Raw genomic sequence first — 16,509 nt, 5'->3', positions numbered from 1 at the left:
GCGGCTGATTGGTTTTTTGCTCTTTTAAAAGAAAGTCTTTTTACATTCAAAGCTGACAAATTTCATTCAGTATTTTTTATAATTCTTTTTGTCGAATAGTTAGGGAGCTTCCGAATATAGACAAAAGAATAAGGAGAAGACTAACAATGATATAGGGAACTAGTTCTTTCCCAGAAATGGCGCCAACACCGATTTGCTGAACCAATCCGAAAAAGTCAAAATATTTTAATCCATCAAAGTCAATAAGCATTGCGAATATTTGAATAGCGACTGGGTAAATAACAATAAAAACCGAAGCAATGACGGTACTGCCGCTAAGTACTAAAATCAAGGAAGCTAGGCTGAAAATCACGCTGATGACTAGACTCACACCGATTGCCAGCTTGAAGGTATCCCAGAAGAATCCACCCATATCAATGCCTTCAGCACCATACTTAAAAAAGGCAATCACAGCGGATCCGCAAAAATAAAAAATGGAGGCAACGATGAAACAAGTCAGCTGAATGACATATTTTGAAAGCATAAAGCAAAGTCGACTGACCCCAGAAGTCAAGCTATTTTTATACGTATGCTGTGAAAACTCGTAGCCAAGCAAGATAACGAACAGACCAATTAAAAAGTAAACCAGAAATGGACTGGAAAAGGCAGTATATTGAACAGCTAATGTCAAATTCCAGACAATACTTTTAGAATCTACTAAATCTGTTGTATTTACTCCTACGCTTCCAACTGTTTGACTGATAACAATCAATGCTGCATAGACGATAATCAGAAGAAACGTGATATAAAACCCTTTTGCACGAAATAGACGGTAAAAATCAGCTTTTATTAATCGAATCATTTTAAACCTCTCCTAACTCTTTAACAAGATTTGTATAGTAATTTTCCAGACTGTTTTCTTTTTTGCCGATAAAGGAAACACCAATTCCATTAGTGACTAGCAGCGTATTGATTTTTTCGGTTGAAAGCTCGCCGTCATGAATCCGCAGCTCCAAATCATTGATTACGGTGAACTCCTCGGTAACCTTTTCTTTCAGCAAAACAGAAGCGCCATGAACATCACTTGTATGGATAATAATGTCCTCTGTACATAAATCGTCAAATGCTGCTTTAGAAATCTCTTGAATGACTTCTCCCTGGTGTATGAAGCCAAAACGAGTAGACACATGATAAAGCTCGGTAAGAATATGACTGGAAATTAGAATTGTTGTATTTCTTTCCTGATTAATTTTTTCCAGTAATTCACGAAATTCGATAATAGCGATGGGATCTAACCCGTTGATTGGTTCATCTAGAATGAGGAAGTCAGGATTATTGACAAGTGCCATCGCAATCCCCAGTCGCTGTTTCATTCCTAAAGAGAAATTCTTGAACTTTTTCTTGCCGGTTGCTGCCAGGTTAACGAATTTCAACGTCTCATTAATAACTGAATAATCATGAATGCCTTTTTGAATGCAAATGATTTTCATATTTTCGTAAGCCGACAGCTTTGTAAATGCAACCGGAGCCTCAATAACAGCACCGATATGCTGGAGCGCCTGGCTATAATCCGAACGCTTTTTATCCCGTCCCAGCAGAACAATTTCTCCGCCGGATTCTTTTGATAGATCCGTAATCAGCTTCATAATAGTTGTTTTACCTGAACCGTTACGTCCAATCAGTCCGTAAATATCACCTTTCTTGACATCTAAGGAAACATTTTTTAATGCTTGTTCTTTTCCAAAATTTTTAGATACTTTTTTTAATGAAAGTACTGTTTCATTCATTATTGTTCACTCCTTCTTTCAACATCTTTACTATAGCAATTCTTTCTTAAATGGTCTCTTAAGCAACTATTAAATAACTCTTAAATAGAAAAAATCTCAAAAAAAATATCTGCTGGTAAAAAAGAGATTGAGACAGAAACGGTTAGCTTCAAGCAATAAGCCGGGATTTACGGAAATTGCGCCACAAATTTTTGCTAAATTCCGGCTTATTGCCAAAGAAGTTGTTTCTATCTCACCGTTTATTCGGATTTAAGCGTACGAAAAGTCTGGGAATTTAGTTCTGTCCCAGATTCTTGATTATTGATAATAAGTCATATAAGAGTTGAAGGTTATATTAAAAAATAGCTGTTCTTATCTGTTCATATCGAAAAAATGGTGGGAATAAAACAGAGGCATTCAGAGCTCTAGTAGTGGTGAAATATAAGAAGATATAAAATGAATGAGATACAATAAGACATTCTTGTTAACCAGACTAGGTAAAATTACGGTATGAGTAAAGGTGATAAATTATCTGGTTGGCACAACAAAGATATCCGTGTAAAATATAAGTGTAAAAAGGTTTGATAGACATGCTCAAAAATACAGGGATGGGAGTTAAAAAGAAATGAAAAAATGGAATAAATTAATTTGTTGTAATTTAATATTAATGACAGTTATGTATACAGGGAGCCCAATCTTAACCTATGCGGTTGAAAAAAATACAACTGAGGAGACGTTAGCTACTGAATCATCAAATAGTGAGTTGCAGCAATCAAATCCCATAGAAGATCAAGGTCATGAAACAAAAGATAGTATAGAAGACGATTATACTAATTCAACAATGGAATCAATAGAAAGTTCAAATGATGCACAAAAAATGTATGTAGTTGCAGATTTGTCAGCTTTTATTGATAGGGAAGTAAAGGTTACTCCAGAATCTGAATCAAATGTGCAATTAGCTGAAGCCGAAAGCGGCGATGCTTACATTGATACAAAAGAGTCTACGGTTAATCAAAATGTCATTTTACATTTAACAGAAGATGGATGGTATACAATCCAAAATAGTATAACAAACAATTGTTTAACAGTATTAGATACCGATGATGCTGCAGCAAAATCTCTTTACTATACAGTAGCACAAGGTACAGATACTCAAAAGTGGCGTTTAGTTAGTGAAGAAAACGGAGCGTATCTCATACAATCAAAAAATAATCTGTTCTTGAAAATAGCGGATTCAAATAAATTACAAGTAACAAGTGAAGGGGCGGAACAACGATGGAAGCTGGAATTTCCTCCCGCTGATAGTCAAGTAAGTGAAGAAACAACTACTTCTACCACCGTTGAAGCAACTAGTGAAAGTAGTGAAAAAGTTGATAAATATGAAAGTGCTGCTGCTTCGGTTAATGTAGTAACAACAACTTCAGTAAGTGAGTCAAAAATAAAAATTACTATTGCTAATCTAGAAGGGACCAATGTTTCAAATGTAAAGTTTCCCACATGGAGCAACACAAATGGTCAAGACGATATTAAATGGTTGAATGGGACGCGTAATCCCGATGGATCGTGGTCAGTTATTGTAGATTCAGCTGATTTTAAAGATAGTGGACTTTTCCAAACGCATATCTATGTAACAGAAAATGGCCGTGATAAAGGTGTTGGTAAAACAAGTTATAGTTTAGAGGCACCGCCAGCGAATGTGATAACCACAACTTCAGTAAGTAAAACAAAAATGAAAGTTACTATCGCTAATTTGGAAAGTAAGAATGTTTCCAATGTAAAGTTCCCAACGTGGAGCAATACGAATGGTCAAGACGATATTAAATGGTTGAACGGAACCCGTAATTCCGATGGATCGTGGTCAGTTATTGTAGACTCAGCTGAGTTCAGACATAGCGGACTGTTCAACACGCATGTTTATATAACGGAAAATGGGCGCGATAAAGGTGTTGGTAAAACAAGTTATAGTTTAGAGGCACCGCCAGCGAATGTGATAACCACAACTTCAGTAAGTAAAACAAAAATGAAAGTTACTATCGCTAATTTGGAAAGTAAGAATGTTTCCAATGTGAAGTTCCCAACGTGGAGCAATACGAATGGTCAAGACGATATTAAATGGTTGAACGGAACCCGTAATTCCGATGGATCGTGGTCAGTTATTGTAGACTCAGCTGAGTTCAGGCATAGCGGACTGTTCAACACACATGTTTATATAACAGAAAATGGGCACGATAAAGGTGTTGGTAAAACAAGTTATAGTTTAGAGGCACCGCCAGCGAATGTGATAACAACAACTTCATTGAGCAAAACAAGAGTAAGGGTGACTATCGCAAACCCAAATGGAGGAAATGTTTCCAATGTGAAGTTCCCAACGTGGAGCAACACAAACGGTCAAGACGACATCAAATGGTTGAATGGAACCCGTAATTCCGATGGGTCGTGGTCAGTTGTTGTGGATTCATCTGATTTTAGAAATGGTGGAGTGTTCAATACACATGTCTATATAACGGAAAACGGTCGTGATAAAGGTGTTGGTAAAATAAGTTACAGTTTAGAATTACCATCAAATGTGATAACCAAAACCTCATTGAGTAAAACGAAAATGAGAGTGAGAATTTATAATCTTAGTGGTGGGAATATTTCCAATGTGAAGTTTCCAACGTGGAGCAATACGAACGGCCAAGACGATATTAAATGGTTAAATGGTACTCGTCATTCTGATGGATCATGGTCAGTCGTTGTGAACTCAGCTGATTTTAAACATGGCGGGCTTTTCCATACACACATTTATGCAACGGAAAATGGTCGTGATAAAGGTGTAGGCTCAACAAGCTATAATTTAGAACAAGATGAAGTTGCTATTCGTCTGTCCAAACCTCCATATTACTACTCTCAATTGGATGGGCGTTGGAGTAATCTTAATTACGGAATCGCTAATTTAGGAGCAGCTGGTTGTGTGCCTACGAGTATGGCAATGATTTTAAGAGGTCACTTTGGAGTCAATGTTTCTCCTATAGACACAGCCAATAGAATTTATAGTTACGGCGGGTTCAATCAAAAGTACTTTGGTGCTTCTGGAATTGATTTTGTAAAAGGGATGAATTCTTATGGTAGAACAGTCTTAACGGTTAATAGTTTGTCAGAACTAAATGATTATTTAGCTAAAGGTTACCCAGTAGTCATGTTTGTAAATGTTGGGATTGGGCATGCGATTGTTACACAAGGGTATTCTAATGGTAAAACAACCGTTTATGATCCATATGGCAAACAGTTTTATAATGGGGCTGTATCAACAAGCCATTTATGGAATACGCCTTCTAATGATTCGATTGACTGGTCGGCAGGTCGACCATACTTTGTTATTAAATGATGAAAGAGGTATGTATGAATAGTAAATTAATAGTAGTTGTTTCTATTTTCGTGCTAATCACCATTTCTGGTTGTACTAAAAATACAGAGACGAATACTGACAAAAGTCAAGAAACGAAAAGTAATGAAGTTATTATAGATAGCTCCACAATTGATAGCTCAGATATAGATGACATTAGAAAAGAAGAACCGTCAAATACGGTTTCACAACTCAGACGTAAGCTTTATGAAGCAGGTGTTAATTCTAGTCAGATAACAGATTCTATGCTTGAACAGTATGAAAAAGAAGCTGCTGAAAAAAATATTGATTTTGCTGAGTATGTGAGAGAAGAAGTAAACAAGTAAAAAGATGAGCAAATTCCTTATAACTAGGGATTTGCTCTTTTAGTTTATAATGGTAAGAGTAATGAGTTGAGGTTGTGACAAAAGTTTGGGAATTCATTTATATCCCAGAGCGATTTTCACTATTAATCAAGAAGAAATTTCTGAAAACCTACCGTTTTTGCTTAAGGTAAAAAAATTACGTGTTCATTTTTCGAATGCAAAATCTTTCTAAAAGGAGTATTCTCAGAGAAGCAATGATGAGTAGAACATTTAATTAGAAGACAGATATGCATAGAGAGGACGAGCTGTAATGATAAAAAACGAGAAAATAAAAAGAGAATACTATCAGGCTTTACTGGAACGTAAAACGGAATACGACGGTATCTTTTTTGCAGGAATTAATACAACTGGCGTTTTCTGTCATGCGACCTGTCCAGCCAGAAAGCCTAAATATGAGCATTGTCAATTTTATGAGACAGCTGAAGAAGCATTGCTATCGGGCTTTCGTCCTTGTAAAAGATGTCATCCATTGTCTTATCCTAGGACAATTCCAGAAATCGTTCAAAAAATGGTTGATTTAGTAGAAGAGCAGCCGGAAAAGCGTTGGATGGATAGAGACTTTACTGCCCTTGGTATTCATTCTGCTACTGCTCGAAGACAGTTTAAAAAAGTTTATGGGATGACGTTTGTTCAGTTTGCCCGGGCAAGAAGGATGGGGATTGCAATGAAAACAATTAAAAAAGGCGAAAAAATCATAGATACACAGCTGGATGCCGGTTATGACTCAGCAAGTGGTTTTCACGATGCGTTCACAAAAATCATGGGGCGTAAGCCTAATCAGTCTAAAGAAATCATTGTTCTTTATGCTGATTGGATTGATACTACTTTAGGACCAATGCTGAGCCTTGCGGACGATGACTATCTTTATTTACTGGAATTTGTTGACCGGAGAGGCTTGGAAAGAGAAATTGAGCGCTTAAGAAATCGGCTGAATGCGCAAATTATTCCCGGAAAGACTCAAATTTCCAAGCAAATAGCAGAGGAGCTACAGCAGTATTTTGACAAAAAGCTAAAAAGCTTCCAAACACCCTATAAACTGATTGGTTCAGAATTTCAAAAGAGTGTCTGGCAGCTGCTGCTACTGATTGAGCGAGGAGAAACAACCAGCTATCAAAAGCTGGCAGACCGCTTAGATAAACCCAAGGCCGTACGAGCAGTAGGAACTGCTAACGGCTGTAATCAGCTGGCAATTCTGATTCCTTGCCATCGAGTGATTCAAACTAGCGGAGGCTTAGGCGGTTATGCTGGTGGATTAGAACGGAAAAAGTGGCTGCTGAACCACGAGAAAAATTATGAACAGATGCTTTAGCTGGTGAAGGTGGTTAAAGGAAGTGTGACAAAAGTGCAATCCTTATTTCCGAAAGAGCCGCTTCTGGAAGAAGAGTTATCCGAATTTCAGGAATGAAAACGCATAATGTCATCCCTTTATATGATGATAAAGCAACAGCTAAGCAATGATAGGTTGGAAATGTCTACTATAAATGGAGTTAGATAGGTATTCATTCTTTGCTTCGTTAAAATCACGAATAAGAGCTGAAATAGAAGCAGGTCGTTCTGATTTGAGAATTTCTAAATGAAGACTTAATGTATGGTGTGGAACACAATCATAATCTTTTTCTTTTTTTTCCTTCCGTGATATACTTCTTTCGATTAAAGAAAGGGAGAGAATATATGATTTCAAAAAAATTAGCATTACTTGGTTTAGTAGGAGCAGCAACAATTGCTTTAGGAGCCTGTGGCGCTGACAACGATAAAAAAGACAGCTCAGCTTCATCATCTACAATGGAGATGAGTACAGCTGGCAGCAGCGAAACAGATGTAGTTTCAACAGCTTCAGTCAGTGATGATCCTGCAGTTCTTGAGGAAGCATTATCTAAAGACGGCAACTGGATTGTTGCGGCAACGAAAGATGTTGACTTCACAAAAGATGTAACTGTTTCAGGAGAGTTCCATGATAAAGGAGAAGACAGCGGCGATATTTACAGAAAGCTAGCGTTGTATTCTCAAGATGCAGACCGTAATGTCACTGCAGAATATACAATTACAGTGCCTACATTGACAGTTGAATCTGAAAACTTTAACATTGTTCACGGAACTGTAAAAGGTGATATCGTTGTTAAAGCAAATGGCTTTGTATTGAACGGTGCCAAGGTTGAAGGAAATGTTACATTTGAAAAACAAGAATTTCAAGATTCAGCGACGCTTGATGAAGATGGTGCGTCTGTAACAGGTGATGTTACAGTTAGCGAATAAGACCAGCTTAGCTGTTTTGCTGAATAGAAAAAAAGAAGCTTAGAGTGCTTTTGATAGATAGCACTCTAAGCTTCTTTTATATTGTAAAATAGATGAAATTTTTCCAATGATTTTTGACTTTAATTGTCTATCATAGTAATCTAATAAGGGCTTTGTTATGATTTTCACGAGAGGTTGAGAAAGGAGTTTATCCTGTGGGATATATAGAATTTCACGGTTTATCAAAGCGGTATCCGAAAAAGGAGCAATGGGCGCTGAAAGAGTTTCAGCTTTCTATGGAGCGTGGCGAGTTTTTGGCGATTGTCGGTCCAAGCGGTAGTGGAAAATCGACATTACTAAATGTTCTGACTGGATTTGAGGATGCAACAGCAGGCAGCTTCATTTTAGAGGGGGAAGATGTGACGAATCGTCCGCCAAAGAACCGGAATATTTCTTTGGTTTTTCAAGAGTATGCGTTATTCCCTCATATGACAGTGAAGGAAAATATCTCTTTTGGAATGAAAATTCGTAAAGAGGGAAAACAATATATAGAAGAAAAGGTAAAATGGGCAGCTGAAAAGCTGGAGCTGAAGGAATTGCTTCAAGAGAAACCGAAGCATCTTTCTGGAGGTCAGCGGCAGCGTGTAGCATTAGCCAGAGCTATTGTGCGGGAACCCAAATTATTCTTATTAGACGAACCATTATCAAATCTTGATGCGAAGCTGCGGGAGCAAACAGGTGCCTTGATTCGTCAGGTTCATGATCAGCTTGAAGCCACAACGATTTTTGTCACCCATGCCCAGGATGAAGCGATGTCTTTGGCCGACCGAATTGTGGTAGTTAAGGATGGAGCGATTCAGCAAATCGGTACGCCAAAAGAGATTTACGAGCGGCCTGACAATTTATTTGTGGCGCGTTTTATTGGCCGGCCGGAAATCAATTGTTTAGCCGGAGAGCTTCTGGCAGACGGTTCCTTACGAGTAGGGCAGCAGATTATCGGGCAGGGCTTTGATTATGTACCAGCTCAAAAGGTGACCGCCGCCATTCGAAGCGAGGATTTGGCAATTGTAGCCGCTGAAAAAGACAGCTTAAAGGGCTCTGTTCAGTCTATTCGTTATTTAGGCAGTGATTTGCTGGTATCTATTCTATGGGGAGAGGTTCCCTTGATAATCAGAACGGCACCAGACGCAGAGGTTACAGTTGGTCAGGAGATTTACTTTTTAATAAATCAAAGCAAAATACTTATTTTTAGCAATGAAGATAATCAAAAATTAAATGTATTATAGTATGGAGGAAAAAACATGAAAAAAATTGTTGCAGCAGTCAATGTGGTGGGATTAAGCTTGTTACTTGCAGCTTGCGGATCAGGTAGTACAAAGAAAGAAACACAGGATAATGGAAAAATCAGCGGCGAAATCACAGTGGTGACAAACCGGACAGATGCAGACGAGCTGTACGAAAAAATGGAAGCAGCCTTTAAGAAAAAATATCCGGAAGTAACAGACATTAAATGGGAATCATCAGGAACTGATTACGACCAGTATATTATGACTCGGATGAATACGAAAGATTACGGTGATGTTGTGTTTATTCCTTTTTCAATGGCAGGAACGCCGGAAGAATATGAAAAATATTTTGAGCCGCTTGGTAAAGTAGAAGAAATGGAAAAAGACTACATTGATGTTACAGAAGCCGATTTTGAAGATACGGCTTATGGTTTACCTACAGTGCTAAACTCATTAGGACTGGTTTATAATCAAGAGGTTTTTGATAAGGCAGGTATTAAAGAACTGCCGACATCAACAGAAGAGTTAGTAGAAGCTGCTGAAACGATTAAAGAAAAAACAGGAGCAGTTCCTTTCTATACAAATTATCAGCGTTTAGCTGTTTGGGCGGGGGCGTTATCTTCTTATGGAGGGGAAGAATTTAAAGCAGCGGTACTAGAAGAAGGAACCGCGTTTGCAGAGGGACAGCCAATTCGTGAAGTGATGGATTTAATTTATGATTTAGCATCTAAAGGTCTCATCGAGTCAGATCCGATTACTTTGGAAGGTCAACAAGCACAACAGCAGCTGGCTGATGGGAAAATCGCGATGCTGATGAGTGGTTCTCAAGATGTAGCTCCAATTCAAGCACTGACTAAAACAGAAGACACTATCAAGATTATGCCGTTTCCTGTGTTATTAGAGGGCAAAACCAGCCTGGCATTGGGCGCGCCTTCTGTAGTAGGAATCAATAAAAATTCAGAAAACAAAGCCGCAGCAAAAGCATTTATGGAATTTTTCATTTCACCTGAGAGCGGGTTTGCTGAAGACATGGGCGGTATGACACCAGTCAAAGCAGCGTTGAATGAGGAAGAAAAGCAATTGGTTGATGAAAATAATGTCATTTTAACAGCGCCTGCAGCTTCTGCAAAAGTAGAGACAACCTATACAGCGATTGCTAATGAAGCCGGTATTGCCCGGCTGACAGATGCCTTGCAAAAAGTAGTAAATATTGGGCTATATCCTGATCAGAATGAAAGCTACGAAGAGTACGTAAAGACCTTAGAAGAAAAATGGGAAGCAGCAGCTAAAAACCATGAATAAAAGACTGACCAAGGAGGAGAAGAGAATTATTTTTCTCTTTCTCCTTTTACCTGTTTGTCTGATGATTATTTTTGGTCTTTTGCCTGTTTTCATGCTGATTTATAACAGCTTTACTGATTGGGATGGTCTTTCTAGTGAAAAGAATTTTATAGGCTTTACAAATTACCTCACGATTTTTAAAAACCCAATATACTTCGCAGCATTTAAAAATAATCTTTATTATTTAGGCTCAGGCCTGCTGCAGATTGTTTTAGCGCTGTTGCTGGCAGTGCTTCTTTCGACGAAAACAAGAGGAAAAACGGTGTTTAAAGCATTTTTTGTTTTTCCAATTCTAATCAGCGGTGTTGCAGTATCCATGATTTTTCGTCTTTTTTTTGAGCCAGACGGCTCATTTGATCAGTTGCTGAATTTTCTACATCTGAACGGTACGATTCGTTACTGGCTAGGTGATCCAAGAATTGTAAATCTCACGTTGGCATTTATCTCATTATGGCGGCACTTGGGAACTAGTTTCTTACTTTATTTTGCTGCGGTCCAGAGTATACCGGAGGTCTATTATCGAGCCGCAGAGCTGGAAGGTGCTTCATTTTGGCAGCAGCTGCGCTGGATTATTCTCCCGAATATTCGAACAGTTTTGAAGCTTAACTTTGTTTTGTTGACTATTGGAGCTGTTTCTGCCTTTGAAATTCCACTGGTGATGACAAATGGTTCAAATGGCACAATGACATTTTTACTACAGACGATGAAAACAGCCTTTGATCAAAAACTGGTTGGTCTAGGCTCAGCCATGGCGGTGTTAATGACGCTGCTTATCATTGCGTTGAGTCTAGTTCAACAGAAATTCCAACAGGAGGAAACGACATGAAGCAGTTGACAGGAACTATTTTCAAATACTTCTTTTTGCTTGCCTGGCTGTTTATCTGTCTGTACCCATTGTTGACGGTTCTTTTTGGCTCATTTAAAAGCTATGAAGAGTTTAATGCCAGCTCAGGTCTTGCTCTTCCCGAGAGTTTAAACCTTGCCAACTATCAGCAGGCGTTCCAGCAGGGAAAGATTTTGACGGGGTTTGTGAATACTTTTATTCTGGTATTCTGTGGAGTAGTCGGTAGTGTGCTGATTGGGTCGATGACTGCCTATATCTTAAACCGTTTTGATTTTCCTTTTAAAAAGCTGCTTATCGGAGGCTATTTCTTATTATCAATGGTTCCCATGGTGGTGTCGCAAATCTCTACTTTTCGGATTATTGTTGCTTTGGGCTGGTACGACCGGTTGATTGCTCCAGTGATTATTTATCTGGGAGCAGATGTTGTAATGATTTTTATTTATCTACAAATGTATGAGAAGATACCAAGAGAATTGGATAAAGCAGCGCTTTTAGAGGGAGCCAGCTATTTTCAGGTTTATTGGAAAGTACTTTTTCCACTATTGTCTCCAGCTACAGCCACAGTCAGCATGCTAAAGATGATTAGTATCTACAACGACTTCTATTTGCCTTTTCTCTATTTACCGGGAGAAAAACATGGAACAGTAGCCACTGCCCTGTATCGGTTTATTGGACCGAATCAAACAAACTGGCAGGTGATTTGTGCCCTTCTAGTGATTAGTGTTCTGCCCATGCTGCTTTTCTATCTGGTGCTGCAAAAGTATATTTATAATGGTTTGGCCGGAGGTGTAAAGGGATGATAAAAGAGGCAGTCATTTATTTATGGGGCTTTGCCAAACGAAGCTATACAGTGATGGAAATTCGCACGGGCTTTGCAACTGGGCTGCCGGTACTTAGCGGCGGTTTGTTTGGGGCTTGCCTGTCAGGTGAGCTAAAGATTGTTGAGCTGGTTTTATTTACGATTGCTGGTTTTTGTTTTAATATCATCGCAAATACAGCGAATGAAATCCGTGCCTACATAGCCAATGAAGAAAATGAAGAAACCTTTACGGGGCATGCAGGCAGCGAGGGCTTGGTTAGAGGTGATGCCAAATTTATTGATGCAGTGTTAGTTTTATTACTGATGCTGGGATTAGGCGGGGGTAGTGGACTTTTGCTGGTCTGGCTGACTAAAAGTGTGGGTCTGTTTGTCTGGGGCGTGCTCTCTGTCCTTGCGGCGTTTACCTATTCATTGGGACCCAAGCCATATTTGTTGTTTCCTGTAACAGAGCTGGTTTCCGGCTTTTTCGTTGGAGGTTTAAGCTGTTATCTGTCCGCATATATTCAAGCTGGGGGAAATAGCTGGTCAATTTTGTGGTATAGCTTGATTTCTATGATTTTTACTATTTTTCTGATGTCCACAAATAATATTGGGGATTATAAAAAGGATATGGGTGTTCGTCGGACACTTCCTCATGTCATTGGTTTTCGCCGGGCAATTCTATTGTTGATTCCTGAAGCAGGAATCATGGTCGCTGCCTGGACAGCTCTTTTGTTTATTGGCGCGATTCCGTGGTGGCAGTACCTGGTTGGCTGGCTGATTTTTTATCGGCAGGGATATGTGAACTGGTATAAAGACTATTATCATATTCAGGAGGTTTATCCGGAAATGGGGAGAGAATACGGTCCTCGTCCATTGCTGTTAATCTATCATTTTCACGGCTGGATGAGCCTTATCTTTTTGATTCAGCTATTGGGAGGCGGAAACATATGACAAAAATTCGTTTGTATCAAAATAAAACCAATCCGCTGGTATTACCGATTATTCTAGCAGATAGGCTAGGATATTTTGATAGGTATCAGACAGTAGTGGATTTGGAATTAGCAGAAAGCTTTCAGTTTCATTCAAACAAGAGCTTTGTAGACAATGAAGTTGATGGAGTGATGGGAGATTTGACTTTTTTCTTTGACTATTTAAAGCAAGGGAAAGAAGCAGTGGTTACTTCTACTTTAACACGCACTATTCAATTGATTGGCTATCCTGAAGCTTTGAAAAAAAGGGGACTGCGTGTTGGGGCCGCCAGAAAAGGGCTGTTTCCATTTTTTATGGACTATGACTTAAAAGAGATGCTTGAAGATCCTGAAATCGTTTGGATTGATAATACTTATGAACGGATAAACGCATTGGAGAATAAAGAGATTGATGCGCTGGTTGCTATTGAGCCTTTCATTACACAAATCAGAAAGCTTTTGCCAACTGCTGTTTTTTGGGATTCTGCTGCCAGTGATAAAACAATGGTTATGTGGTGTTTTGACAAGGCGTTTTATCAAAAAAATCCGCTGCTGGTAAAAAATTTTCATTTAGCATTGGAGGCAGCAGCTGCTGATTTTAATCAGCTTTCACCAGATGAAAAAATTGGGCAGTGTCTAGAAGTTGCCGACTATAGCCAAGAGGCAGCAGAAGAGATGGTTCATTTCATGTTTGAACCGCAGAAAAATTATTCTGTCCGAGATTTTGAACTGTTGGCTAATTGGCTGGCAGAGGACGGTCAGCTAGCTGAATCATTGAAAGGTCAGGACTACATTGCACAGATTTATACTGAGTGAAAAGAAAAGGAGACAAAAACAGATTTCTGTCTTGTCTCCTTTTTTCTAATTATCTTAATACATCCAGCACTTCTTCATAAGCTTCAACTTGGGCATATAGGCGCTGAATCTGCAGCTCATTTTCAATGTAGTTGATTGAGTTTCCAAGGTGCTCCTGACGACGGTCTTCCAAGCGTTCTACTTCTTTTTTTGCTTCATTCGCTAGTTTTGTAACTTTTTCAATTGATTCTGACATGATTCATTCCTCCAAACGTTCACTTCTGTATAAATCTTTTAAAAGATCTGAGAAATCCTGCTGCTTTCTTTTAAAGGCTTTATATAAGTTAAGCCTACTCCTATCGGAGAATAGATACAAAAATTTGGCTTTCATTTTTCAGAAAAAGGTTAATATTTTGAAAGTTAATTTAGCAGTGCCAGTCCAATTGAGAGATAGGAAGCAAAGCAGATCCAGAGAAAATAGGGAATAAACAGGCGTGCAGCCCAAATTTGTACACGATAGAAAAGTACAATAGACAGCAGAATCAGACCTGCTAAAGCCAAACAAAGAATGGCTCCTATCCACATGTATTCTCCACCAAAGAAAATCAGACTCCAAATAAAGTTGACAATTAGCTGTATGACAAACAAAAGGATGGCTTGCTGCTTATTTTTTTGGCGGGCATCCGCTGTAATGAGTAGATATAAGCTCACACCAATTAAAAAATAAAGAACAATCCAAATGATTCCTACCCAACTACCCGGTGGCGAAAAAGGTGGTTTTGTCATGGCAGCATATTGTCCGCGAATATCGCCTGCCAATAAGCCGGATAGGCTGCCGACGAGTTCCACACCGATAATACAAGCTATCAATAAGCTGATTTGCTTTCCAGTTACTTTCATAAATAGTCTCTCCCTTCTATTTTAGTGTACATAATTATCAGGAATTTATCGAAAATATGGCTTGAAAATTAGCTGAACAGCGTAAAAACAGTCTGGCTAAAGTGAGAAGTTCACTAGCTTAGCCAGACTGTTTCTATGTTAGGCTGCCACTGGGTTATTAGGAAGCAGTGGTCTATTTTTTTGTTACTCTGTTGTAAAGCGATACGTTGTCCGGTGCTCAGGTAGCGAATCCGATGTATAGTCAATAGAGCCCCATTGTGGATGATGCACAAGATCAGGGATTTCCTGTGTTTCCAAGGCAATGCCATAATTGCTGTGCATTGGTCTTCCGTTTACTATGAAAGACGCATTAAAATCTGTTGTTGAGAAGACAACGACACTTTGTCGACTAGTAGTTATTTCCATACGCCTCCCGCTGACAGGGTCGGATAGAAGGAGCTGAGCTGGGACTGTGTCCAGGATGAATACGTCGTCTAGACCTTGAGAAACCTCCTTCAAGAAATGACTGAGTGGTTTAGACGTTGTGAAATCAAAGGGCGTACCCTGAACGTTTTGCAGCTCTCCAGTAGGCAGTTTATCATTATCCGTTACTACGCGCTGTTTTGCTTGGATTTGCAGCAGCTGCGCATCAATGTCCCGCTTTCCGTTGCCTGAAAGATTGAAATAAGCGTGATTTGTAGGGTTAATCAAGGTATGAGCAGCTGTCTGATAAGTCATTTTCATAAGCAGTGTGTCTTTGGTTAATTCATACGTGGCAGCAACTGTGATGGGTCCGGGATAGCCGGAAAGATTGTCTGTCAGAGAAAAGCGAACGCCAACCCGGTCAATTTCCTGAAAGGTTTGATAGTCCCAATATTGAAAAGACCAGCCCTGAGAGCCGCCGTGGATATGGTGTTTTCCTTCGTTTTGTTCCAGCTGAACAGCCCCCCATTTACCTTCCCTCGTTCTACCAGCCACAGGTCCGACAACAGCACCAAAGAATGCCTGATCCTTTAAAACATCAAGAGGCTCATCGTGAGAGAGAAGAATATTCTCAGAAGCTCCAGAACGATCCGGCGCAAAAAGCTGATAAAGGCGTGCACCTAAGTTCAAAAAACTAACCTTTAACTTTTCGTTTTCTAAGACAATCAAATCCAGCGAATCATAATAGTTTTTATGAATGTGTGTTTTCATTTTTGTGCTCCCAGACATTTTTCAGATAAGCATAGGTTAATTCAGCAGTAGAAGGAAGCAGAGGGATGTCGCTGCCTAGGTCCTCAGCTTTACCGATACCTACAGGGAGTGCACCGCTGGCTTTGATTGCCGTAATTCCCGCCTGAGAATCTTCAATACCTATACAGGCGTTTACAGGCACATTTAACTGCTCAGCCGCTGCTGCAAAAATATCTGGTGCCGGCTTTCCGGCAGCGACAGATCCAGGGTCAACAATCGTATCAAAGTATGAAGACAGGGACATCTTGTCCAGCAGAACTGGTCCGTTTTTACTGGCAGAAGCTAGTGCTGTTTTAACACCTGCTTTTTTTAGGTCCTGCAACAATTTTAAGATACCCGGATAGATATTTTCCGGTGAAATCTGCTGAATCATTTCAACGTAATTATCATTTTTTCTTTTAGCAAATGCGGCAAACTCTTCTGGAGAGTAAACGTCCGTCTGTCCGCCATAGGCCAGAATTAAGTTTAGAGAATCTTCACGGCTCACGCCTTTCAGCTGCTCATTGAAGCCTCTGTCGATGGAAATTCCCAGCTCCTCACCCAACTTTTTCCAAGCAAGATAGTGGTATTCTGCAGTGTCAGTGATTACTCCGTCTAAATCAAATAGTACGCCTTGAAACATTTGTTTCTCCTC

16 protein-coding genes are annotated in these 16,509 nt (G+C 39.4%); 10 read left to right on the top strand and 6 right to left on the bottom strand.

Going from position 1 to position 16,509, the window contains the following annotated elements:
• Positions 1-76 precede the first annotated feature (76 nt).
• Complete coding sequence (locus ACPWSO_RS00510) at positions 77-841, bottom strand: ABC transporter permease (RefSeq protein ID WP_426080809.1); 765 nt, start codon at positions 839-841, stop codon at positions 77-79.
• A 1-nt stretch (position 842) separates the two neighbouring features.
• Positions 843-1,766: an ABC transporter ATP-binding protein gene (locus tag ACPWSO_RS00505; RefSeq protein ID WP_426080808.1), complete on the bottom strand. Its 924-nt coding sequence runs from the start codon at positions 1,764-1,766 to the stop codon at positions 843-845.
• A 604-nt stretch (positions 1,767-2,370) separates the two neighbouring features.
• Here ACPWSO_RS00505 and ACPWSO_RS00500 point away from each other — a divergent pair.
• The 10 genes from ACPWSO_RS00500 (at position 2,371) to ACPWSO_RS00455 (ending at position 13,784) form a co-directional block, all read left to right on the top strand.
• Positions 2,371-5,112 (top strand): GBS Bsp-like repeat-containing protein, encoded by a 2,742-nt coding sequence (locus ACPWSO_RS00500; protein ID WP_426080807.1) that lies wholly within the window; start codon positions 2,371-2,373, stop codon positions 5,110-5,112.
• A gap of 14 nt (positions 5,113-5,126) precedes the next feature.
• Positions 5,127-5,456 carry a hypothetical protein gene (locus ACPWSO_RS00495; RefSeq protein WP_426080806.1) on the top strand — a complete coding sequence of 110 codons (330 nt, stop codon included), beginning with the start codon at positions 5,127-5,129 and terminating at the stop codon, positions 5,454-5,456.
• 289 nt (positions 5,457-5,745) lie between these two features.
• Positions 5,746-6,804, top strand: coding sequence for a bifunctional transcriptional activator/DNA repair enzyme AdaA (locus tag ACPWSO_RS00490; protein ID WP_426080805.1), 1,059 nt, complete (start codon positions 5,746-5,748; stop codon positions 6,802-6,804).
• Positions 6,805-7,166: 362 nt separating this feature from the next.
• Positions 7,167-7,748 (top strand): polymer-forming cytoskeletal protein, encoded by a 582-nt coding sequence (locus ACPWSO_RS00485; protein ID WP_426080804.1) that lies wholly within the window; start codon positions 7,167-7,169, stop codon positions 7,746-7,748.
• Between the two features lie 194 nt (positions 7,749-7,942).
• The gene (locus ACPWSO_RS00480; protein ID WP_426080803.1) at positions 7,943-9,013 is read left to right on the top strand and encodes an ABC transporter ATP-binding protein; all 1,071 of its coding nucleotides are present in this window, start codon (positions 7,943-7,945) and stop codon (positions 9,011-9,013) included.
• A gap of 15 nt (positions 9,014-9,028) precedes the next feature.
• Positions 9,029-10,315: an ABC transporter substrate-binding protein gene (locus tag ACPWSO_RS00475; protein ID WP_426080802.1), complete on the top strand. Its 1,287-nt coding sequence runs from the start codon at positions 9,029-9,031 to the stop codon at positions 10,313-10,315.
• Positions 10,308-11,180, top strand: a complete 873-nt coding sequence (locus ACPWSO_RS00470) for a carbohydrate ABC transporter permease (RefSeq protein WP_426080801.1) — start codon at positions 10,308-10,310, stop codon at positions 11,178-11,180. Before ACPWSO_RS00475 ends, ACPWSO_RS00470 begins: the two co-directional genes overlap by 8 nt.
• Positions 11,177-11,998, top strand: a complete 822-nt coding sequence (locus tag ACPWSO_RS00465; protein ID WP_426080800.1) for a carbohydrate ABC transporter permease — start codon at positions 11,177-11,179, stop codon at positions 11,996-11,998. The genes ACPWSO_RS00470 and ACPWSO_RS00465 overlap by 4 nt, the downstream gene beginning before the upstream one ends.
• Positions 11,995-12,951: a prenyltransferase gene (locus ACPWSO_RS00460; RefSeq protein ID WP_426080799.1), complete on the top strand. Its 957-nt coding sequence runs from the start codon at positions 11,995-11,997 to the stop codon at positions 12,949-12,951. The genes ACPWSO_RS00465 and ACPWSO_RS00460 overlap by 4 nt, the downstream gene beginning before the upstream one ends.
• Positions 12,948-13,784 carry an ABC transporter substrate-binding protein gene (locus ACPWSO_RS00455; RefSeq protein WP_426080798.1) on the top strand — a complete coding sequence of 279 codons (837 nt, stop codon included), beginning with the start codon at positions 12,948-12,950 and terminating at the stop codon, positions 13,782-13,784. The genes ACPWSO_RS00460 and ACPWSO_RS00455 overlap by 4 nt, the downstream gene beginning before the upstream one ends.
• Before the next feature lie 49 nt (positions 13,785-13,833).
• Here ACPWSO_RS00455 and ACPWSO_RS00450 read toward each other — a convergent pair whose 3' ends face one another.
• The 4 genes from ACPWSO_RS00450 to pgmB form a co-directional block, all read right to left on the bottom strand.
• Positions 13,834-14,019 carry a hypothetical protein gene (locus ACPWSO_RS00450; protein WP_426080797.1) on the bottom strand — a complete coding sequence of 62 codons (186 nt, stop codon included), beginning with the start codon at positions 14,017-14,019 and terminating at the stop codon, positions 13,834-13,836.
• Positions 14,020-14,183: 164 nt separating this feature from the next.
• Positions 14,184-14,663: a TspO/MBR family protein gene (locus ACPWSO_RS00445; protein WP_426080795.1), complete on the bottom strand. Its 480-nt coding sequence runs from the start codon at positions 14,661-14,663 to the stop codon at positions 14,184-14,186.
• Positions 14,664-14,846: 183 nt separating this feature from the next.
• Positions 14,847-15,836: an aldose epimerase family protein gene (locus ACPWSO_RS00440; RefSeq protein WP_426080794.1), complete on the bottom strand. Its 990-nt coding sequence runs from the start codon at positions 15,834-15,836 to the stop codon at positions 14,847-14,849.
• Complete coding sequence (pgmB, locus tag ACPWSO_RS00435; RefSeq protein WP_426080793.1) at positions 15,817-16,497, bottom strand: beta-phosphoglucomutase; 681 nt, start codon at positions 16,495-16,497, stop codon at positions 15,817-15,819. The genes ACPWSO_RS00440 and pgmB overlap by 20 nt, the downstream gene beginning before the upstream one ends.
• Positions 16,498-16,509: the final 12 nt, after the last annotated feature.

Source organism: Enterococcus sp. LJL51 (assembly GCF_049894025.1).
In the GTDB taxonomy this organism is placed as follows: Bacteria; Bacillota; Bacilli; order Lactobacillales; family Enterococcaceae; genus Enterococcus_L.
The sequence above is the reverse complement of the archived record's forward strand: the minus strand, read 5'-3'. Positions and strand labels throughout refer to the sequence as shown.